We start from the raw sequence: 21115 nt of genomic DNA, 5'->3' as shown, positions 1-21115 counted from the left end.
AGATGGAAAATGAATACAGGGACGACCCTTGGTTGACGACATTAGAGTGGTTGGGAGACCACTTTAAGAGTCGTTGTCACCGAACGCATCTTATCAATGGATTACCACTAAAAAATGGCAGCTTTGACCGTTCACTATTTTTGCGTGGTCTTGAGAAGTTATCGCTCCAAATCCAGATGGTAAAAAAAACGGCTATTGACCAAACAATAGTGCCGCTTGTTGCCATGGATATGAAATCAGGCGAGCCTATTTTGATCATATCTGTTGAGCAAGGTGGGGTTAGGGGAATAAGGCAGGGAGAAGAATTTTCTGCCCCTTCTTCTAGCTTTCTATCAACTATTGAGTCAAACGTATGGCAAATCTCAATGCCAGCTAAACTTGACTCTAGAGTTGATGTTGTCGCGGATAAGAAACCAAGTCATTGGCTTTGGCGTACCGTTAGAGAAGTGAAACCTTGGTACCGTGATCTGCTAGTCGCTTCATTGATGATCAACGTATTGGCGCTGGTTGTGCCGCTATTTACCATGAACGTGTACGATCGCGTAGTGCCCAACCAGGCGTTTAGTACGCTTTGGGTTCTTGCGATTGGTGTCGCGGTTGTTGTCGTGTTCGATTGGTTACTTAGAGAGGCACGCAGTTCGGTAACAGACGCCGCAGGTCGCTATATCGATAATAAGCTTTCTGCAACGCTGTTTTCTAAAGTACTCGGCATGAAGCTGGAACAGCGTCCTCAATCTGTTGGTGCGTTCAGTCGCCAAATGCAAGAGTTCGACAGTGTCAGAGACTTCTTCACCTCAGTGACGCTAACCACCTTGGTGGACTTACCGTTTACACTTTTGTTTCTGCTGCTTATTGGTTGGCTTGGTGGTCCGCTGATGTTCATTCCTGTGTCGGTCATGTTGTTGCTGATCGTGTTCTCAATGGTCATGAAAGACAAGGTTGAAGGAACGCATGTAGAAACTGCGCGTTTATCGACACAAAAACAGGCGCACTTATTTGATGGCCTGACCAATATTGATGAAATCAAACAGAATAATGCTCAAGGCATGATGCAGCAACGCTGGGAACAACTGTCCAGTGCATTGTCAGATTGGCAGATACGTTCACGCCACTACTCGAACTTGATTGCTCACACGATTCAATCAAGTCAACAAGTGGTCACCATTGGCTTAATTGTTTTGGGCGTATACCAAATATCGGAAGGCCTACTGAGTATGGGCGGTCTGATTGCGATTGTGATGCTAAGTGGACGCGCTGCAGGCTCAATTAACCAGCTATCTATGCTGCTACTGCGCTACCAACAAACCAAAACAGCGGTAGACAGTCTGACGAGTATTATTGAGTTAGAGCAAGAAGATCAAAACAGCTCATTACTTTCTGATGGAGAGTTCCAAGGAGCGATCAAACTCGACGCCATTTCTTACCAATATCCAGAGACCCCAACGATTTGCTTAGACGAGATAGACCTTACTATTGCAAAAGGTCAACGAGTTGGAGTTATTGGCTCAGTAGGTGCAGGGAAATCGACCCTTTTATCCATTATCGCTAAGCAATTGAATCCGACTGGCGGACGAATTTTTTATGATGAAATCGACAGTCAGCTATGGCCAAACAGTTTGCTGCGCTCAAAAACGGGTTGGGTAGGGCAAAGCACACAGCTGTTGTTTGGTAGTGTGGTTGAAAACATCACTCTAGGGCATGGCGACGTTGATCAAGATAAGTTAACTCAAGCCGTGAACCTGTCAGGGTTAAATGCGTACATGGATCGGTTTAACAACGGACTGGAAACTCAAGTCGGTGAAGGCGGGCGATTCTTGTCTGGGGGTCAGCGACAAACGGTGGCATTGGCAAGAGCGCTGTATCGCGATTCGAGCCTCATTATTCTTGATGAGCCAACCTCTTCGCTGGATAAGCAGTCTGAAACCCGATTATTTAACAGCTTACAGAGTTTACCAAGAAGTAAGACGTTGATTATTTCATCCCATAAACCTTCTTTCCTAGCTTTATGTGACCGCATTATTGTGATGGACAGAGGCAAGGTTATTGCTGATGGCACACCGGCTGAAGTATTTAATCAAACCAACAACAAGACAGCAAAAAGCCGCGTGAGATCGGTTTCCGTAGTACGAGGAGGCCACAATGAGTAGTACTGCATGGAACAGCGTTCACTTAGCGCATCAGTCGAGAAAATTGATTTGGATGACAGCAGCTTGTATCACCGCGATTATCGTTTGGGCGTCGTGGGCAAAGCTTGAAGAAGTCGTGATTGGGGAGGGTAAGGTTGTACCAAGCTTATCGGTTCAGACAATTCAAAGCTTAGAGGGCGGGTTAGTCAAAGAGCTATTGGTAAGACAAGGTGAGCGCGTAACCAAAGGGCAACCTATCGCCGTGTTAGATGACACTCGCTTTAGAGCCAGCTATCAGGAATCAACTCAACAAGCTGAGTCACTGCAGGCCCAAAAGATACGGCTTAGGGCAGAGTTAAACTCGATTGTAGTCAGAGACTCTTCGCTACCTTGGCAGGAACATATCGTCATTGAGCCTCAAACTATTGAGGTGACAGAACAAAGCCATTTAGCTTTGATTAACGCCAAAGCGAACTATTTGGCAAGGCTTGGCAAGTTACGTTCCGAACTTGAAGAGTCGACACTCAGAGTAGAGCAACAAGCTCAATCCTATAGCGATACAGTACAAAATATCAGGACTTTGCAAAGTAGTCTCAAAATTGTGTCAAAAGAAAGAGATATGTTAAGAGAGGTGGTTGCCACCGGGGCCGTTGCTGAGGTAGAACTATTAAAGCTCAACCGTGATGTGATTAAGTTACAGGGCGATTTAGCGAGCGCTCAGACGGTTGCCCAAAAGCAAAAAGCCGCATTCTCTGAGTCGATTTCGGATAGACGCAGCACTGCACTTGAGTTTCGGACTAAAGTGCAAGGACAACTCAATGAAGTATCGGCCAAGTTAGCTCAGCTAAGTGAAAGCCGCTATGCCATTGCTGACCAACTGAAGCGCACCCAGTTGCTGGCGCCTGTCGATGGACGAGTAAAGGAAATCTTTGTTAGGACAATTGGCGGGGTAGTAAAGCCGGGTGAGCCGATTATGGAGTTGGTACCGGAAAACAGTAACTTGATTGTGGAAGCAAAAATCGCCCCTAAAGACATTGCGTTTGTTAAAACTGGGCTATCCGCGACAGTAAAATTTTCAGCTTATGACTTTGTCATATATGGCGGTCTTAAAGGGAAAGTGACTTACGTGAGTGCAGACGCCTTACAAACGGAAGAGGGTCACGCTTATTACCGAGCACACATTGAGTTAGGGGAGGATGTGAAAAGCTCAGGATTTACCATTATCCCGGGTATGCAAGTGGCAGTGGATATTTTAACCGATGAGAAGACAGTTCTTAGCTACTGGTTAAAACCAATATTAAGAGCAAAAGAAAGTGCTCTAAGAGAACGATAATAAAAGGAAATAGAATGCGTTCGAAAACAATGATGTGGATGGGGATTCTGTTCTCGACGACAACCCACGCTATTTCTCTGGAGGAGTCGGTTGCTTTCGGCATCGACTATAGCCCAGAGATAATGGCGCAGTATTCAAGATTTCAATCAGTCATCCGAGATAAAGATGCCGCGAGCGGACTCTACTTACCGCAGGCGAACCTCTACGGTGCAATAGGTTACGAAGAAACGCGCTATAACAGCGGTTCCTATATAGATCCAGAGGACAGAGGGTTAACAAGAACCGAGCTGGGTATTAAAGTTTCGCAGCTAATCTTCGATGGGTTTTCTACCACTTCTAACGTTGATCGTTTGGGTTATGAAGCAGAAGCAGAGCGACTAACGCTAATTTCTCGTGCAGAGAATGTATCTCTCGATATTGTTCGGATTTACCTTGAACGACTCAAAGCTCAAACCTTACTTGAACTCTCTGAGAGAAACGTCAAAGAGCACCAAGAAATTTATCAAGACGTATTGGATAAAAAGCAACAAGGACTCAGCAGTAACTCTGATTTAGCGCAGATATCTGCTCGTGTTGCTACCGCGCAGTCTTCATTGATTGCGTCTCAAAACAATCTTTTCGATTTAACTGCACAGTTTAATCGCTTAGTTGGCCAGAAGCCAAAAGGCTTGGTTCACCCTAACTTTGATGGTGCTTTACTACCAAGCTCGGTTGACGTCGCTAAATCGCAAGCCATTGAAAACCACCCTGAGATACTTGCCGCTATGCTCGACTTGGAAGCGGCGCGTAAAGAAGTCCGTCGCGAGAAAAGTGGCTACTACCCTGAGATCAAACTTGAGCTTCACGCGAACAAAAATGACAACGTCAGTAATGCGGAGGGTCCTGATGAAGACGCTCGCATTATGTTAACCATGGACTACGACTTGTTTAATGGCTTCTCTACGGATTCCCGAGTTGAGTCTTCCGCTTGGCGAGTAGAAGAAGCGCGAGCTATCCGAATTCGAACTGAGCGAGAGGTAACAGAAGGAACTGAGCTGGCGTGGAACGCTTATGACATGCTCGATAAACAAAAAAGTCTTCTTCAACAGAATGTCGATGCCGCTAAAATCGCTGAACTTGGCTATATCCAGCAGTTTGCCGTAGGCCGCCGGAGCCTTCTCGATGTATTAGACGCCAAAGTCGAAGTGTTTTTAGCGCGTCGTAACTATGTAAATACCAAATTTGATCATACCTTAGCGGCGTATCGACTATTCAACGCGATGGGGATTTTGACCTATGCGTTGAGGGTAGAACACCCAGAAGAGTGGCAAGAGGAGGTTAAATAATGAAGTTTAAAACTATCGCACCTGTGCTCCTTGCCCTTATGCTATTAGGCTGTGCTCAAGACCCGGTAACGCAAACGAAGCGTCATCAAATTGATGATCTCTCCGATGATGATAAGGATGGAGTGATTAATCAACGTGATCGCTGTGAGAACACGCCTGCTCAAGTTGATGTTGATCTTGAAGGGTGCACTGAGTGGCAAATTAATGAGAAGGCGAATGTGATCAGTTTCTTCTTTGAAATGGATAAATACAAAGAGAAAGCCGATCACCAGCAATCATTAACGGAGCTCGTTAAGTTGCTTTCTGAACACCCGCAATCATCGGTTGTGCTGGTGGGCGATACCAGTCCAGAAGCGAGCCTAGAGTACAACAAGGCATTGGCTCAAAGACGAACCCATACTATTCGAGACATGCTGATTCGAGAAGGGATCAGTGAAGAGCGCATTTCGGAGCAAGAGTTTACTCAAGTGACCGTAATCACAGAGCAACTTCACGCTCGAAAAAGACGTGCTATCGCTATTGTTATGACCAAAGCAATGTCAGTAAAGCCGACATGGAATATATTCAGTTCAGAACAGAATTTAAGCCCTAATTCGAATGTGGAGGTGTCAAATGAGCAATAATTGGAAACCTCTGGTTGTAGTGAGCGCAGTTTGTCTTTCAGGTTCAGCTCTGGCGAGTAATCATGAACGTGTTTCGAAAGTTGGAGTTGATAGTCATTTGATGCCACTCGTCTCTGAGCTTTTGTCTGAAGATGGTGAAAGAACGGAAGTTGCGGTTATCGATAACATCCCTCAAGCGATGATCGACAGAGATATCCGCGTTGGTATTAGTGAGCGTAAATGGACGGACTTTGAAGTCGCTCAGTTTGAGAGTGAAACGGGCTATCGTCCAACCGAGCTCTATTTTACTGCCGATGTCGTGGCTATCATTGCCAATTCCGACAACCCAAACGACAAAATTACTATCGATGAAATTAAAAGCGCCTTCACATGCAGTGAGGAGTTGAGTCCTGTTCGATGGGGAAATTGGGAAAATGATCAGAAACCGGTCATGCAGCCTTACGCGGTTGATCAAGGCTTAAAGCGTCACCACAAGTTCAGTCAGTGGGTAGAGTGTGGGGATGGGACGTACAGCGCAACGCAGTTTGTTGCTGATGAAGAAGAGCTCTTCTCCAAACTGGAATCAAATGCAGAGGCGGTGAGCTACGCGACGTATTCAGATCGACTTGATGAGTACAAGCTTTTGTCTATCGTGGACAAAATTGGCGTCACTTACGACTTAAACAAAGAAACTATATTGTCCGGGCGTTATCCATTATCAAGCGTGTATTACATGTATTTAGATATCCCTCCGCACAGAAACTACCTGAGTGACGATGAGAAAAGGTTTGTCTCGCTGGCTCTAGAGCAAGAGTACAAAGAGGCGTTCAATAACTTTGGTTTTATCAGCTTACCGGATGAAGCGATTCATCGAAATAAAGTGCGTTTAGGCTTAGTTGAGCCTATCGTCGAAGGTGGCTATAAATAGCGCCATAGATTGGCCACTAATTAACTTAAAGCCAGACACATATTGTCTGGCTTTTTTGTTAAACCAAGAACTGAGTGCCCACGGCAACAAAGGCGTGATCGCTTGCTTGCTTATCTTTTTGATAGATAGGGTTAATCAGGTGCTGATCTTGGACAAGATAGCTGATTACTTCTGCAATAGAACGTTGGGAGTCAGGCTGAAACTCTTGAGAGAGGAGAACATAATCGAGCACGTTTCCTTTTGAAAAGTGGTAATGAGTCGCTACACGAGCAGGGAAAGTGTCCGAGTCTTTATAAGCATTCCAGCTATCGGTTAGAACTAAGGCTTCACCTTCATCATCTGTTTGCTGAGTAAGTAGCCCTGTGATGTCACTAGTCAGGGGCTGATTCATGTCCCCTAGCAGAGCGGTAGGCATTGGTGACTTCTGATACTGTTTATCCATATACAGTTTAAGCATCACCGCTTCCCAGCCTCTTAGTTGGCTTGATAGCCACTGGCCAAGGAGCTGACTTGTCTCGCCTTGCATTGCGGGTTCTGTTGCGCGTTGAGATTTCAAATGACACACATACACCGAAACTTCGCCAATCGTTGGCACTTTGATAACGGCGTGGATAGGTTTGCGACTAAATTGGGGTAACTCAATCTGATAGGCCTTAGCCCATTCGTCTAAAGGTTTGACAGCCTCTGCGTGAATAATCGGATACTTTGACGCAAGAGCGACGACGGGGCGAGAATAAATATAATCACTTTCTGATTTTGGCGTATCGACAGTAACGAAATAGGGGAAACCAGATTCCACGAGAAGCTGTTGTGTGGCCTCGATACTAAAGACTTCCTGCAGGCCAATGATATCAGCGTTTAGCTGAGTAATTTGCGATTTTGTCCACTGGCACTTAGCTTGCCATTCTTGTTGTTCATAGATATTAGAAAACTCATAAAAAGCGTCGGGCGGCTTAAGGAAATTGAATAAGTTGGCGGTGGCAAAAGTAAGTGTTTTAGTTGCGTTCAATGCGGATGCCTTGCAAAGGTAGACTGACTACTAAGAGAGTAGCAACTGTTAAGCCGTAATTGAACAGATAAGCGTGAACAGCCATCAATAGAGGTACTGATGGCTGTATATTGGCTAAGCTTCAACCATCACGCGTGTATCTTCACTCAGAGCTTCTAACTCTTTGGCGACATCGTCGATTAACACTTCCGTCGGAAGGCGCATTGCTATGTTGGCCGTAAACAAGCTAGAGCTAACGCCACCACCACCCGCAATGAACACACGTTGGCAATCCATATCTAAGATGCTAATGCCTTGTCCATCTAGTACGTGAGTAATTTCATTTACGATACCTGCTCGGTCATTGGAGTCGAGTCGTAACTGGTAAATGGTATCTGCACTGTGGCTATGCAGATCAGAGTCTGTAATCTGCACCAGCAAATCTGGGTGGGAAGAAAATGCATCTTTTACTAATTGAACGTTATCAGCAGGTAATTCGACTTTGATAACTGCTGCAACCTGATCTTCGATGAAGTTGACTTTACTAATAAGCCATTTGCCATCGTTTTCATGTGTAATGGCAGCAAGTTGCTTGATGGTTGCTGGGGTTGCTTTACCGACAAAATTTACAATGAATGTGCTGTTCATATTGGGCCTCCTAGCGCTGAGTAAGGCATGACTATTCAATCTCTACAGCGATGAAAGACGAATCGGTGCCTAAAATCAGTTTAGGAAGCGCAGGGGATTTAGGTTTGAGCCAGGTCAACTTTTGGCCCTAATCTATTGTTGATATTACGGTTATTTTAACGAGAGCACAAAAAAAGCGACGTATGAACGTCGCTTTTTCAAATAATGTGAGCGTGTTAGAAGCTGATCTTCATTTCGACGCCGTAGAATACGTTGTCATAGCTTGCGCCCGCGTCCATAGCGAATTGCGCGGCGTCTTGGTTACCGAACCATGGAGTGCTGCTGTATTGGAACTCTGCACTGCCGCCCCATGCATCACTTACCCAGCCATGAATGTGGCCTACTGGGTTCAGGAAGAACAGAGTTACGCCACCCATAGTTTCAGAGCCCATGACTTCGCCACCGGAAGCGACGATGTCTTGCTCAGCTTCAAACATCATTTCACCAACAACCGCACCGAAGAACGGAGTAATGAAGATATCTTGCCAAGATGGTACTTCAGCGAAAGCTTCTACACCGTATTCCCAGAAGAAAGTCGACATAGTGGCAGAGTAAAGGAAAGACTCAAACTCATTAAAGCCAGCATGGCGCGCAGCGGTATAGTAAACACCACCAAAGTATGGGTGCATAACGTAGTTTAAGAAGTGCTCATCACGGTCCCAAACTGGACCTGAAGTGACATTGTCCTTCCATTTTGAGCCTAAGCCGCTTAAGTTACGATCTTCCTCATCCCACTTAGTGATTGATTCTGGTAGTAGAGTCATTAAGCCTACGGTCGCTACACTCAAACCAAGAATGGTGTAAGTCTGGCCCATTAAGTAATCCCAATCTTTTTCACTTGAAGCTGTAAGGTATTTTGGTAAACCTGGGTCTTCTAGCTTTAAGTTGTCTTCAGTAAGGCTTAATGAATACGGGTCTTGAGAGGTGTACTGATAAGAGTTGTAAGAGAGCGTGTCGAACTCAGCTTGGTCTACAGTGTACGAAAATTCAATATGCTGATTTGAGTCATAGATATTGGCGTTGGCACATGCAGATGCTGACATCAATAAAGCGGCGATGCTTTTTTTAAACACGGAAAACTCCACAGTTATTATTTTTTAATGATCGGGTTCACAATTATCTATTAAAGTCAGAGTAATGGGAACCAGTATTTGTTCTAAATTAGAAACTTAGACGTTTTTTACCGGATTGCCATAGGAATTAACGGTAAACTCATCAAATGTGTGACATTTCCCACTAAGGATAAACGATGTTGAAAATTGCAATGCTAAGCACTGGGGAAGAGGTCCTCCACGGAGATATTGTTGATACCAATGCCGCTTGGCTGTCTCAACGTTTCTTTGAGCATGGTTACAGCGTGACCAAGCGTTCGACGGTAGGTGATGAAATGTCTTCGCTAGTCGAAGAACTGATGATGCTGAGCTTTAATTGTGATGTCGTTGTGGTCAATGGTGGCTTAGGGCCAACGGCTGACGACCTGAGTTCTGAGGCGGCGGCTGTTGCTGCAGAAACGGAACTGACTCTTTTCCCTGAATGGCAGGCTCGCTTGGAGCAATTTTTTGCTGCTAGGGGAGTCACAATGCCAGAAAGTAATATCAAGCAAGCGATGCTACCGAAAGGGTCGCAATTACTTGATAACCCAATAGGTACGGCTTGTGGCTTCAAGGTCACCTTTAATGACTGTGATTTCTATTTTACGCCAGGTGTGCCGAGTGAATTTAAGTTAATGGTAGAACAGCAAATTCTGCCAGATATTAAGCGTTGTTACCCAGACATTATCGGTCAGGAGTGTAGCAAGCTCTACACCTTTGGTACTTCAGAGTCAGCGCTGTCAGATAAGCTCGATAAAATGCAGCTTCCTGAAGGGTATAGCTTAGGTTATCGTTCATACCTTCCCTATATTGAGGTTAAGCTGTTTGGGCCAAAAGAAGATCTAGAGAGACGTGTAAAGCTGCTTCAAATGATTTTCAGCTTAGTGGAAGCCAACGTCGTGAGCATTGATGAGTCTATGCAAGATCACGTTGCCCATTTGATTTTAGAGAAGCAGCAATCAATCTCGACCGCGGAACAATCAACCTATGGCGCGCTATCTCAGTGGGTTCAGTCTCATGAAGGTGCGGCAGAGTATTGCGGTCACGGCTGGGTACTGGGTGAAAAAGTCGCTTTAGCGGAAGGCAGTGAAGATGCGTTAGCTTCGGTACTCGCGTTATCTGGGGCGACTAAAGAGAAGTGCGCCACTGATATTGCCATAGTGACAGGGAAGGTGGTCAATAAGACATTTTCAGTTGCTTTAGCGACCCCTGAAGGGGAGTGGGGACAGACACTCACATTTAATCGTGATTACTCGCGCAAAGAGCGCACTCTTGTGATCACCACGATTGCAGCGGATATGCTTCGACGTTACTTGAGCACTAAGCCCATGTTTGCAAACTACAGCTCATTAACTCGTGAAAAAGAGATGTTTATTCCAAGAAGTATAATTGGTGCATAAAAATTCAATGAACTGACTATTTATATTTGTCAATTCAGCGTCGGTTGGCATTCTGTAATAAGCAAATGAATGCACTTGATATTTCATATTCATCAGTTAAATATTTTTTTATAGCGTATTCATATATGGCTTAACTCAATGATTTTAAATAGAAGCCAAAATTGTCTCACTTTTGGTACTTATTTTTGTTGGAGAAGAGGATAAACTGATTACTTGAATCGCTATTTTCACGGAGGGGTTAGTATGTTTAGTCAGTCAAAAATCCTTGTATGGTACCAAGTTGCTAGTCAAAAAGTTATTTTGGGTGAAGCACTTAAGGATGAACGTCAGGATGTAATCTCTTTGTGGCGACAAGCACCAAAAGAAAAAATCGTTGGGGATAGCTTAGGTTATCATCTTTCGCTTTTTGATGATGATGGTAGAGAGATCGGTGACAAAGCCGTGTCTATGCTGACCGCTGATGCATTTTTGTCACGTGAGCCAGCTAAATTAAATGCATAAAGGCTAACGCGAACCTTAGTCTTTTATAATTTGTATAGTTATGCACTTCATCATACTTATTTGAACTCGAGTTACTCGCTTGCACACCTGATTCTTTATATACAAAAAGCCCTTTAGTGATGAACTAAAGGGCTTTTTTTGATGACTAAAAATGTACTATGCGCGTTTTTCTTTTAGCGCATAGTGAACACCTTCAATCTCGATATCAGACTTTGCTTTGCAGATGCACGGTAAAATTTCGCGCTCTTCGGTGTAAGCCATAGCAAAACCAACGTATTCCACTTCACCTGAGACCAACTTGCAGCGACAAGCGCCGCAGTGTCCGTCACGGCAATTGTATTCTGGCTCTACACCTGCGTTCTCCATTGTTTCTAAAATGGTATTCGAAGGGTGAGACTGAATAGGAGTCATCCCGTTGATTTTGATTGTTGGCATTACAGTTCGAAGTCCTTAAAGTCATCCGCACGAACGTCACTATCTATCTGACCAACTAGGTAAGATGAAATCTCTGCTTCCTGAGGAGCAACCTGAACGTTATCAGAAGATAACCAAGCGTTGATCCATGGAATAGGGTTCGATGTTGCTTCTGGGTAAGCTGCGCCAAGACCAACAGCCTGCATACGGATGTTGGTAATGTACTCAACGTACTGACAAAGAATGTCTTTGTTTAGACCAATCATCGAGCCATCTTTGAATAGGTATTCTGCCCACTCTTTTTCTTGCTCTGCCGCTTCTTTGAATAGGTCGAAACACTCTTGCTTACATTCTTCAGCGATTTGCATGAATGAGAAGTCATCTTGACCGTTACGAAGCAGGTTGATCATGTGCTGAGTACCCGTTAGGTGTAGCGCTTCATCACGAGCAATGAGCTTGATGATTTTTGCGTTACCTTCCATCAGCTCACGTTCAGCAAATGCAAACGAACAAGCGAAACTTACGTAGAAACGGATCGCTTCTAGTGCGTTCACTGACATTAGACATACATACAGCTTTTTCTTCAGCTCGTGAAGAGTGATAGTCACTTCTTCGCCGTTGATTGTATGTTTGCCTTCACCGTAACGGTGGTAGTCGTTAGTCAGTTGGATCAAGTCATCGTAGTAGCGAGAAATGTCTTTCGCACGCTTTAGAATGTGCTCATTTTCTACGATGTCATCAAACACAAGACCCGGATCATTAACGATGTTACGGATGATGTGAGTGTAAGAGCGCGAGTGGATAGTCTCAGAGAAAGACCAAGTCTCAATCCATGTCTCTACTTCTGGTAGAGAAACCAATGGAAGTAACGCAACGTTAGGGCTACGACCCTGGATCGAATCCAGTAGCGTTTGGTACTTTAGGTTTGAGATGAAAATGTGTTTTTCGTGGTCTGGTAGCTTGTTGTAGTCGATACGATCGCTTGATACATCTACTTCTTCTGGACGCCAGAAGAAAGACAGTTGCTTCTCGATTAATTTTTCGAAAATTTCAAATTTTTGTTGATCGTAACGTGCAACGTTTACCGATTGACCCAAGAACATAGGTTCTTTTAGCTGGTCGTTCTTAGTTCGGTTAAAAGTACTGTAAGCCATGATGCCTCAATTCCTTTTATGCCCCTCAATCTGAGGGGCGAATATTTTGTTAAGCCTTAATAATCCCGATAGGGGATTATGGGTTAAATCTTACAACCGCCGCCCGCGCAATCGTCGTCTTGTGGTTGTACAGCGTCTTTCTGGTCATCGCTCGCACCATCACGAGTGTTATGGTAGTAAAGCGTCTTAACACCATATTTGTACGCTGTTAGTAGATCTTGCAGCAGCTTCTTCATCGGTACTTTGCCGCTTTCGAAACGAGTTGGGTCATAGTTCGTGTTCGCTGAAATAGCTTGGTCAACGAACTTCTGCATGATGCCAACTAGGTGTAGATAACCGTCATTAGAACCGATGTTCCAAAGTAATTCATAGTTATCTTTGTACTCGGTAAATTCTGGTACAACCTGCTTCAAGATACCATCTTTAGAAGCCTTAACTGATACGTAACCACGTGGTGGTTCAATACCATTTGTCGCGTTAGAGATCTGCGATGATGTCTCAGAAGGCATTAGTGCTGTCAGTGTTGAGTTACGTAGACCGTGAGTAACGATCTCTTCACGTAAACCATCCCAGTCGTAATGCAGCTGCTCATCACATACTAAATCGATATCTTTCTTATACGTATCGATTGGTAGTAGGCCTTTCGCGTAGTTTGTTTCGTGGAAAGATGGGCATTTGCCTTGTTCTTTCGCAAGCGCAACAGACGCTTTAAGTAGGTAGTACTGAATCGCTTCAAATGTACGGTGAGTTAGGCCATTTGCGCTGCCATCAGAGTACTTAACACCGTTCTTCGCTAGGTAGTAAGCGTAGTTAATAACACCAACACCTAGAGTACGGCGGTTCATAGTTGACTTGTATGCAGCTGGAAGAGGGTAGTCTTGGTAATCAAGCAGTGCATCTAGTGCACGTACTACCAGTTCAGAAAGCTCTTCGAAATCGTCTAGTGATTTAATCGCACCAAGGTTAAACGCAGAAAGCGTACATAGTGCAATCTCACCTGAATCATCTTCTACATTTGTCAGAGGTTTAGTCGGCAGTGCGATCTCTAGACATAGGTTCGATTGACGTACAGGTGCAACCTCTGAGTCAAATGGACTGTGAGTGTTACAGTGGTCAACGTTTTGAATGTAGATACGACCTGTAGAAGCACGCTCTTGCATCAAGATAGAGAACATCTCGATCGCTTTAACCGTTTCTTTCTTAACTGAAGGATCGTTTTCGTACTTCACGTATAGACGTTCGAACTCATCTTGGTTCTCGAAGAACGCATCGTATAGGCCAGGTACGTCCGAAGGTGAGAATAGAGTGATGTTGCCACCCTCAACCAAACGTTGGTACATAAGGCGGTTTAACTGAACGCCGTAATCCATGTGACGTACACGGTTTTCTTCAACACCACGGTTGTTCTTAAGAACCATGAGCGCTTGAGATTCACCGTGCCATAGTGGGTAGAATACTGTTGCTGCGCCACCACGAACACCGCCTTGAGAACAACATTTTACTGCTGTCTGGAAGTATTTGTAGAACGGGATACAACCTGTATGGAATGCTTCACCACCACGGATTTCTGAGCCTAGAGCACGAATACGACCAGCGTTGATACCGATACCAGCGCGTTGAGATACGTAACGTACAATAGAGCTTGCTGTCGCGTTGATTGAATCAAGGCTGTCACCACACTCGATAAGTACACATGAACTGAACTGACGAGTAGGGGTACGTACACCAGACATGATCGGTGTAGGTAGAGAAATCTTGAATGTTGACGTTGCATCGTAGAAACGCTTGATGTAGTCAAGACGCGTCTCTTTCGGATATTTTGCGAACAGACAAGCAGAAACCAGAATGTATAGGAACTGAGCACTTTCGTAAATTTCACCAGATACACGGTTTTGAACGAAGTACTTACCTTCAAGCTGTTTTACAGCTGCGTAAGAGAAGTTTAGATCGCGCTTGTGGTCAAGGTATGCATCTAGCTCATCTAATTCAGCTTTAGTGTAGTCTTCAAGAATGTGCTGATCGTACTTACCCATATCAACCATACGTGCAACGTGATCGTGCAGCGTTGGTGGCTCGTATTGGCCATACGCTTTCTTACGTAGGTGGAATACTGCTAGGCGAGCCGCTAGGTATTGGTAATCTGGCGTCTCTTCAGAGATCAGGTCTGCTGCAGACTTGATGATTGTTTCATGAATATCAGAGGTCGTGATGCCATCGTAGAACTGAATGTGAGCGCGTAGTTCTACTTGCGAGACTGAAACGTTATCTAGGCCTTCGGCAGCCCAAGTGATAACGCGATGGATCTTCTCTAGATCAATGCTTTCTTTACGGCCGTTACGTTTAGTAACGGTAAGTTGTTGGTTCATTCTGCTTCATTTCCCTAACAAAACTGATAAAAGCCGCATTTTTGTGTAATTCTTGTAAAACTTGTGCCGGCTTTGTGATCAAAATCTATCTATATATTGTAGTAGCAAACACAACATATAGGGGTGTATCTGTTTGCGGATTACAAGATAGTGCTATCAATCGTATATTTCAAGGAGCAGATCTGGGATGACTTGTGGATAACTGACAAAAACAAAAAAAACAGTTAGTGGCTACTAACTGATGGCGTTAGGGCTGGCAATAATGGACAAAATTACCATCTCCAGTGTGGTTTATAAGTAACCACAAACAAAAAAAAATCCCTTGATCTTTGAACAAATTTCGGAGCGAAAAAGGAGTCGATTAAATTGGAATCAAACACGCAAAAATTGATGAAAAAATGATTAAAAAAGGCGATGACACTACGTCATCGCCTGAGAAATAAACACAATATATGGTATGTGAAAGTTGTTAAAACTTTTGAGTGTGGACGATATAGTTCACGTCAACATTGCTACCAAGCTTATAGGTGTCTGTAAGAGGGTTGTAATGAAGGCCTGTAATCCCCGTCTCTGTTAAATCAGTGTGGTCAATCATTTTGATAAGTTCTGCTGGGCGAATGAATTTATCATGATCATGAGTGCCTTCAGGAACGATCTTCAGCAGTTTCTCTGCACCAACAATAGCGAACAGATAGGATTTTAAGTTGCGGTTCAGCGTTGAAAAGAAAACGTGACCACCTGGCTTAACTAATGCTGCGCATGATTTGATCACCGATAGGGGGTCAGGAACGTGTTCTAGCATTTCCATGCAAGTCACCACGTCATATTTACCCGCGTTGTCAACCGCGTGATCTTCAATTGTGCTTTGGATGTAAGTCAGCTTGGTTCCTGTTTCAAGAGCATGAAGGCGAGCGACTTCTAGTGGCTCTTTGCCCATATCTAGTCCCGTAACCGTAGCGCCTTCTTTCGCCATGCTTTCCGCTAAGATTCCACCGCCACAGCCGACATCAAGAACCGTTTTACCAAATAACCCGTCAGCATTGTCTAAAACGTAGTTGAGACGAAGAGGGTTGATTTGGTGAAGAGGCTTAAATTCACCTTCAAGATCCCACCAGCGGGAAGCCATATCTTCAAACTTTTTAATTTCGTTAGGGTCGACATTTTGTGATTGGGTCATAACAACTCTATTTATTAACCTGCATCCTTGAATTGAACGCATTATACCCGTTCAAGCATAACACTCCATAGAGAGGATCACTTTTCTCTAGAAGCGGGTAAAATATAACCATTTTTCAGCAAGATAAAATTAGAGTGTGCAATTTCTCGGCACTTGATTCACAACCAAGCTCACAACCTTATAAAAGGAGAGGGAAAGTGATGCCGAACTACTGAATTGTATGTTATATTTTTGCACCTTAAGCGTATTGTACATACGATCTATAAATAGAGGGATAATGGCTCTATGAGCGATCTAGCGAAAGAGATCACGCCCGTAAACATTGAAGATGAGCTTCGAGGTTCATACCTAGACTATGCGATGTCAGTAATCGTTGGTCGTGCTCTTCCAGATGTGCGTGATGGCCTAAAGCCTGTACACCGCCGCGTTTTGTTCGCGATGAATGTACTAGGTAATGATTGGAATAAACCATATAAAAAATCTGCCCGTGTTGTTGGCGACGTAATTGGTAAATATCACCCACACGGTGATAGCGCTGTATACGATACTATCGTACGTATGGCTCAGCCTTTCTCGTTACGCTACATGCTGGTCGACGGTCAAGGTAACTTCGGTTCGATCGATGGTGACTCAGCGGCAGCAATGCGTTACACCGAAGTTCGCATGGCGAAAATCGCCCACGAACTTTTGGCTGATCTAGATAAAGAAACTGTTGATTACGTACCTAACTACGACGGTACTGAACAAATCCCAGCAGTTCTTCCAACGAAAATTCCTAACCTACTGGTTAACGGTGCTTCAGGTATCGCGGTAGGTATGGCAACCAACATCCCGCCACATAACCTTGGCGAAGTGATTGATGGCTGTCTTGCGTACATCAATAATGAAGAAATCACTATTGATGAGCTTATGGACTACATTCCTGGTCCTGACTTCCCAACGGCAGCGCTGATCAGCGGTCGTAAAGGCATCGTAGACGCGTACAAAACTGGCCGCGGTAAAATCTACATGCGCTCTAAAGCGGAAGTAGAAGCTGACAAGAATGGCAAAGAAACCATTATTGTTACTGAGATTCCTTACCAAGTTAACAAAGCTCGTCTAATCGAGAAAATTGCTGAACTGGTTAAAGATAAGAAAGTAGAAGGCATCAGTGCACTACGCGATGAGTCAGATAAAGACGGTATGCGTATTGTTATTGAGTGTAAGCGTGATGCAGTGGGCGAAGTGGTTCTAAACAACCTATACGCACAAACTCAACTGCAAACGACTTTCGGCATCAACATGGTTGCACTGAACAATGGTCAGCCTCAGCTATTCAACCTAAAAGATATGTTGAAGTGCTTCGTTGATCACCGCCGTGAAGTGGTGACACGTCGTACTATCTTCGAACTTAAGAAAGCGCGCGATCGTGCACATATCCTTGAAGCTCTAGCACTTGCACTTGCGAACATTGATGAAATCATCGAACTGATTCGTAACGCAGCAACGCCTGCTGAAGCAAAAGCTGGCTTAGTTGCTCGTGGCTGGGATCTTGGTAACGTTGCTGCAATGCTTGAAAGTGCTGGTACTGATGCGGCTCGTCCAGATTGGTTGGAAGAGCAGTTCGGTATCCGTGACGGTCAGTACTACCTGACTGAGACACAAGCACAAGCAATTCTTGATCTACGCCTACACAAACTAACAGGCCTAGAGCACGAGAAGATCCTAGACGAATACAAAGCCCTATTGGACGAAATCAAAGAGCTAATGCATATTCTTGCAAGCACTGAGCGTCTGATGGAAGTGATTCGTGAAGAGCTAGAAACAGTTCGTGATGCATTTGGTGATGTTCGCCGTACTGAAATCACTGCAGCAAGCCATGATATTGACATGGAAGAGCTGATTGCACGTGAAGACGTTGTTGTGACGCTATCTCACGAAGGTTATGTTAAGTACCAAATCCTAAGCGATTACGAAGCACAGCGTCGTGGTGGTAAAGGTAAGAGTGCAACTAAGATGAAAGAAGAGGATTACATCGAGCGCTTGCTTGTTGCGAATACTCACGACAACATCTTATGTTTCTCAACTCGCGGTAAGACATACCGTCTGAAAGTGTATCAATTACCATTAGCAAGTCGTACTGCTCGTGGTAAGCCAATCGTCAACATTCTTCCTCTAGAAGAGGGCGAGCGTATTACAGCGATCCTACCAGTAGATGAGTTCTCACCAGAGAAGTTCATCTTCATGGCTACAGGTGACGGTACCGTTAAGAAGACGTCTCTAGATCAATTCGCGAACGTACGTGCAAACGGTCTAATTGCCGTTAACCTACGTGATGAAGACTCACTGATTGGTGTTGATATCACTAACGGTGACAGCGATATCATGCTGTTCTCTAAAGCAGGTAAAGTTGTACGCTTCAGTGAAGATAAAGTACGTGCTATGGGTCGTACTGCGGCGGGTGTCCGTGGTATGAAGTTAGCGGATGATGACCAAGTTGTGTCTCTAATCGTTCCTTCAAACGAAGGCGATATCCTAACAGTGACGCAAAATGGTTATGGTAAGCGTACTGAACTTGCTGAATACCCAACTAAAGGTCGTGCGACGCAGGGCGTTGTATCTATCAAGGTCTCTGATCGTAATGGTCCAGTAGTTGGTGCGGTACAAGTAGAAGAAGGCGACGAGATGATGATGATCACCGACGCTGGTACTCTAGTTCGTACACGTGTAGCGGAAGTAAGCCAAGTGGGTCGTAATACACAAGGTGTAACGCTAATCCGTACTGCTGAAGATGAAAATGTTGTTGGTCTACAGCGCATTGATGAAGTTGAAGAAGCTGAGTTAGTTGAAGGCGAAGAGTCGGAAGAGGTAGTGAATGCTTCTGAAGAGTCTGAAGCTCCAGCGCAAAGCGATGAAGACTCTCAAGAATAATACTTCGCTCTAATTTATAAATGCCGGACTTTATGTTCGGCATTTTTTTTGACTAAATTTAATGGAGCACTTTTGGAACAACGCATTTTGAGTTTGCATAGGTATAACAAAATAAATGAGATCATTATCTAGTAAACGGTGTTCTGTAATGAGTAGTTTCGTATTATTATGGCTTGAGCGATAAGTTCAGAAAACAGGAAGTTCTATGCATAAAAGGAAGGTGAGTGTGTCACAAGTGGCCAATCGTCAAGCCATGACATATGTTTTGACAGGAGTCTACTTAGTTGCTGTTTATCTCATTTCCTACACGCTGATCACTGAACACCAAATAGTCAGTTGGTTCTACTTGCTATTTCCCCTCGCGATGCTTGTCGCATACTTCTCTAACAGTGTTCGCATTAAAGTCGGTGCCTCCGTCATTTCTCTTATCGTCTTGTTTGGGGGCGGGATTGTTGAACCGCTGGAGCTCGATGCTATCGAAGAAGCATTTATTGGTCTCCCACTGTGTTACATCATACTTTTTCCCGGATCATTATGGCCAATTGCTATAGGGGCAGTGTTAATCGCGAGCTATTGGGTAGACTTACCAACCGAAGAGTTTGATGAGTTTATAGAAGATGCTATAGAAGTGGCATTTATTACGATATTCGCCACCATTATGACTTACTTTCAACAGAAGTCTGAGAAGCAATCCAACTTATATAAAGAAGCCAGTCTGACGGACTACCTTACCAAGCTCCCTAACAGGAAAGCCTTTTTCAATGTCGTAAATGAATTGAAAGCCAGTGACACAGTTGATTACGCTGCTTTGCAGGTTGGGTTAGATAATCTTAAAAAGGTGAATGATGAGCTAGGTTATGGTTATGGCGACGCGCTATTACTCAGTTTTTCTCGTTTAATGAAGCAATTACTTGGGGAGCAGACTCAGTTGTATCGCCTAGGTGGTGATGACCTTATCGCGCTAATCAAATGTACCGATGATAATCAGAGTGAAATTAATAATCTGATTGAAGGGCTAGAGGCCAACTACGATAGTGTTTGTCAAATTAGGAACACATCCCATCGACTAAGATACTACGCGGGTATTGCGATGCTGAGTGATGCGCAAAACAATATTGAGGTATGGGGTAAGAATGTTGATGTCGCTTTAGCTAAGAGTAAGCGCAAAAGTGATGGCGTTATCCAATGGTATGATGATGAGTTGATGAATGAAACCATTCATGATCACCAAGTAGAAACAGAGCTAAAAGGTGCGCTTGATAATGATCAGATGTACTTGGTCTATCAGCCTAAAGTGGACATCAATACGCAAGATATAGTGGGAGCAGAGGCGTTGTTGCGCTGGGAGCACCCAGACTTAGGTTTTGTGCCGCCTTGTGATTTTATCGGTGTAGCCGAAAAAACGGCCCAGATTATCCCAATTGGTCGTTGGGTTATTGAACAAGCGATTAAACAATCGAGTGAATGGCGTAAACAGGGTTATGAGATATGTATCTCAGTCAATGTCTCAAGTGTCCAATTTGCTCATGACGATATCTATCCGTTTATTGCTGAAACATTGAATCGATTTCAACTTCCTTCTCGGTGTTTGCAAATTGAAATTACAGAGACAGCGATGATGGATAAGTACTCACGCGTTGCTGATACCTGTAAAAAGCTGCAAGAAATTGGAGTCTCTATTGCAATAGACGATTTTGGCGTTGAATACTCATCATTAAACTACCTTAAGCAATTACCAGTCGATACGATTAAGATTGACAAGTTGTTTATTGATGACTGTGTGACAGAGGCCACCGATCATATGATCGTCAGAACCATTATTCAGATGGCACACAACCTTGGTAAGACCGTTATTGCTGAAGGGGTTGAGTATAATGAGCAATTAGAGCTGCTAAACCGTGAAAATTGCCACCAATACCAAGGCTATCTGTTTTCTAAACCGATCTTACCTTCAGAATTTGCACAGCTGTTTAATCGATAATTCTTCCTAATTCATCGTTACTTTTTGCGCGTGGCGATGAATTAATTCGTTGTAAGAGTCAGGCCCTTGACGCCATAAAAATGCCACAAATACAAGTACCTATCAAATTTTCGAAAAACAGTCGATTTTTCG

Annotated in this window: 16 protein-coding genes; 9 read left to right on the top strand and 7 right to left on the bottom strand. The window is 44.1% G+C overall.

Annotated features, from left to right (window positions below; all coding sequences use genetic code 11):
- The first annotated feature begins 2 nt into the window (after positions 1 to 2).
- From ELS82_RS07095 to ELS82_RS07075, 5 genes are read left to right on the top strand one after another with little or no spacing between them, the layout of a single operon-like run.
- Positions 3 to 2147 carry a type I secretion system permease/ATPase gene (locus tag ELS82_RS07095; RefSeq protein WP_134834870.1) on the top strand — a complete coding sequence of 715 codons (2145 nt, stop codon included), beginning with the start codon at positions 3 to 5 and terminating at the stop codon, positions 2145 to 2147.
- Positions 2140 to 3459, top strand: coding sequence for an HlyD family type I secretion periplasmic adaptor subunit (locus tag ELS82_RS07090; protein ID WP_134834869.1), 1320 nt, complete (start codon positions 2140 to 2142; stop codon positions 3457 to 3459). The genes ELS82_RS07095 and ELS82_RS07090 overlap by 8 nt, the downstream gene beginning before the upstream one ends.
- A 14-nt stretch (positions 3460 to 3473) precedes the next feature.
- Positions 3474 to 4784, top strand: coding sequence for a TolC family outer membrane protein (locus tag ELS82_RS07085; RefSeq protein WP_134834868.1), 1311 nt, complete (start codon positions 3474 to 3476; stop codon positions 4782 to 4784).
- Positions 4784 to 5407 (top strand): OmpA family protein, encoded by a 624-nt coding sequence (locus ELS82_RS07080; protein ID WP_134834867.1) that lies wholly within the window; start codon positions 4784 to 4786, stop codon positions 5405 to 5407. The genes ELS82_RS07085 and ELS82_RS07080 overlap by 1 nt, the downstream gene beginning before the upstream one ends.
- Positions 5397 to 6314, top strand: a complete 918-nt coding sequence (locus tag ELS82_RS07075) for a PstS family phosphate ABC transporter substrate-binding protein (RefSeq protein WP_134834866.1) — start codon at positions 5397 to 5399, stop codon at positions 6312 to 6314. The genes ELS82_RS07080 and ELS82_RS07075 overlap by 11 nt, the downstream gene beginning before the upstream one ends.
- 58 nt (positions 6315 to 6372) lie before the next feature.
- Here ELS82_RS07075 and ELS82_RS07070 read toward each other — a convergent pair whose 3' ends face one another.
- The 3 genes from ELS82_RS07070 to ELS82_RS07060 form a co-directional block, all read right to left on the bottom strand.
- Positions 6373 to 7323 carry an endonuclease/exonuclease/phosphatase family protein gene (locus ELS82_RS07070; protein ID WP_134834865.1) on the bottom strand — a complete coding sequence of 317 codons (951 nt, stop codon included), beginning with the start codon at positions 7321 to 7323 and terminating at the stop codon, positions 6373 to 6375.
- 114 nt (positions 7324 to 7437) lie between these two features.
- The gene (locus ELS82_RS07065) at positions 7438 to 7950 is read right to left on the bottom strand and encodes a glycine cleavage system transcriptional repressor (RefSeq protein ID WP_134834864.1); all 513 of its coding nucleotides are present in this window, start codon (positions 7948 to 7950) and stop codon (positions 7438 to 7440) included.
- 215 nt (positions 7951 to 8165) lie between these two features.
- Positions 8166 to 9062 (bottom strand): DUF3943 domain-containing protein, encoded by an 897-nt coding sequence (locus tag ELS82_RS07060; RefSeq protein WP_134834863.1) that lies wholly within the window; start codon positions 9060 to 9062, stop codon positions 8166 to 8168.
- Positions 9063 to 9238: 176 nt separating this feature from the next.
- On the opposite strand from ELS82_RS07060, the gene ELS82_RS07055 reads away from it, so the two are divergent.
- Both ELS82_RS07055 and ELS82_RS07050 read left to right on the top strand, forming a co-directional pair.
- Entirely contained in the window at positions 9239 to 10480 is a 1242-nt protein-coding gene (locus ELS82_RS07055) for a CinA family nicotinamide mononucleotide deamidase-related protein (protein ID WP_134834862.1), read from the top strand.
- 243 nt (positions 10481 to 10723) lie between these two features.
- On the top strand, positions 10724 to 10981 hold the full coding sequence (locus ELS82_RS07050) for a 30S ribosomal protein S6 modification protein (protein ID WP_134834861.1): 258 nt from the start codon (positions 10724 to 10726) through the stop codon (positions 10979 to 10981).
- A gap of 156 nt (positions 10982 to 11137) precedes the next feature.
- Here the strand turns inward: ELS82_RS07050 and yfaE are convergent, their stop codons facing one another.
- The 4 genes from yfaE to ubiG all read right to left on the bottom strand — a co-directional run bounded on the left by yfaE (position 11138) and on the right by ubiG (position 16092).
- Positions 11138 to 11416, bottom strand: coding sequence for a class I ribonucleotide reductase maintenance protein YfaE (gene yfaE / locus ELS82_RS07045; protein WP_134834860.1), 279 nt, complete (start codon positions 11414 to 11416; stop codon positions 11138 to 11140).
- Positions 11416 to 12549 carry a class Ia ribonucleoside-diphosphate reductase subunit beta gene (nrdB, locus tag ELS82_RS07040; RefSeq protein ID WP_134834859.1) on the bottom strand — a complete coding sequence of 378 codons (1134 nt, stop codon included), beginning with the start codon at positions 12547 to 12549 and terminating at the stop codon, positions 11416 to 11418. The genes yfaE and nrdB overlap by 1 nt, the downstream gene beginning before the upstream one ends.
- An 83-nt stretch (positions 12550 to 12632) precedes the next feature.
- Positions 12633 to 14915 (bottom strand): class 1a ribonucleoside-diphosphate reductase subunit alpha, encoded by a 2283-nt coding sequence (gene nrdA, locus ELS82_RS07035; protein ID WP_053437969.1) that lies wholly within the window; start codon positions 14913 to 14915, stop codon positions 12633 to 12635.
- A gap of 469 nt (positions 14916 to 15384) precedes the next feature.
- Positions 15385 to 16092 carry a bifunctional 2-polyprenyl-6-hydroxyphenol methylase/3-demethylubiquinol 3-O-methyltransferase UbiG gene (ubiG, locus tag ELS82_RS07025; protein ID WP_134834858.1) on the bottom strand — a complete coding sequence of 236 codons (708 nt, stop codon included), beginning with the start codon at positions 16090 to 16092 and terminating at the stop codon, positions 15385 to 15387.
- A gap of 285 nt (positions 16093 to 16377) precedes the next feature.
- On the opposite strand from ubiG, the gene gyrA reads away from it, so the two are divergent.
- The gene (gyrA, locus tag ELS82_RS07020; protein ID WP_134834857.1) at positions 16378 to 19002 is read left to right on the top strand and encodes a DNA topoisomerase (ATP-hydrolyzing) subunit A; all 2625 of its coding nucleotides are present in this window, start codon (positions 16378 to 16380) and stop codon (positions 19000 to 19002) included.
- A 205-nt stretch (positions 19003 to 19207) separates the two neighbouring features.
- Entirely contained in the window at positions 19208 to 20983 is a 1776-nt protein-coding gene (locus tag ELS82_RS07015; RefSeq protein ID WP_208733143.1) for a putative bifunctional diguanylate cyclase/phosphodiesterase, read from the top strand.
- Positions 20984 to 21115: the final 132 nt, after the last annotated feature.

Source organism: Vibrio ouci (assembly GCF_004551525.1).
Lineage (GTDB): Bacteria > Pseudomonadota > Gammaproteobacteria > Enterobacterales > Vibrionaceae > Vibrio > Vibrio ouci.
Note: the sequence above shows the minus strand (reverse complement) of the source record. Positions and strands in the feature narration are given on the sequence as shown.

What these genes read in the sequence shown, in the direction of transcription:
- ELS82_RS07065 (WP_134834864.1), bottom strand. Translation starts at nt 7,950, where the DNA reads ATGAACAGCACATTCATTGTAAATTTTGTCGGTAAAGCAACCCCAGCA.
- nrdA (WP_053437969.1), bottom strand. Translation starts at nt 14,915, where the DNA reads ATGAACCAACAACTTACCGTTACTAAACGTAACGGCCGTAAAGAAAGC.
- ELS82_RS07055 (WP_134834862.1), top strand. Translation starts at nt 9,239, where the DNA reads ATGTTGAAAATTGCAATGCTAAGCACTGGGGAAGAGGTCCTCCACGGA.
- nrdB (WP_134834859.1), bottom strand. Translation starts at nt 12,549, where the DNA reads ATGGCTTACAGTACTTTTAACCGAACTAAGAACGACCAGCTAAAAGAA.
- ubiG (WP_134834858.1), bottom strand. Translation starts at nt 16,092, where the DNA reads ATGACCCAATCACAAAATGTCGACCCTAACGAAATTAAAAAGTTTGAA.
- ELS82_RS07085 (WP_134834868.1), top strand. Translation starts at nt 3,474, where the DNA reads ATGCGTTCGAAAACAATGATGTGGATGGGGATTCTGTTCTCGACGACA.
- ELS82_RS07080 (WP_134834867.1), top strand. Translation starts at nt 4,784, where the DNA reads ATGAAGTTTAAAACTATCGCACCTGTGCTCCTTGCCCTTATGCTATTA.
- ELS82_RS07015 (WP_208733143.1), top strand. Translation starts at nt 19,208, where the DNA reads ATGCATAAAAGGAAGGTGAGTGTGTCACAAGTGGCCAATCGTCAAGCC.
- ELS82_RS07095 (WP_134834870.1), top strand. Translation starts at nt 3, where the DNA reads ATGGAAAATGAATACAGGGACGACCCTTGGTTGACGACATTAGAGTGG.
- yfaE (WP_134834860.1), bottom strand. Translation starts at nt 11,416, where the DNA reads ATGCCAACAATCAAAATCAACGGGATGACTCCTATTCAGTCTCACCCT.
- ELS82_RS07050 (WP_134834861.1), top strand. Translation starts at nt 10,724, where the DNA reads ATGTTTAGTCAGTCAAAAATCCTTGTATGGTACCAAGTTGCTAGTCAA.
- ELS82_RS07075 (WP_134834866.1), top strand. Translation starts at nt 5,397, where the DNA reads ATGAGCAATAATTGGAAACCTCTGGTTGTAGTGAGCGCAGTTTGTCTT.
- ELS82_RS07090 (WP_134834869.1), top strand. Translation starts at nt 2,140, where the DNA reads ATGAGTAGTACTGCATGGAACAGCGTTCACTTAGCGCATCAGTCGAGA.
- gyrA (WP_134834857.1), top strand. Translation starts at nt 16,378, where the DNA reads ATGAGCGATCTAGCGAAAGAGATCACGCCCGTAAACATTGAAGATGAG.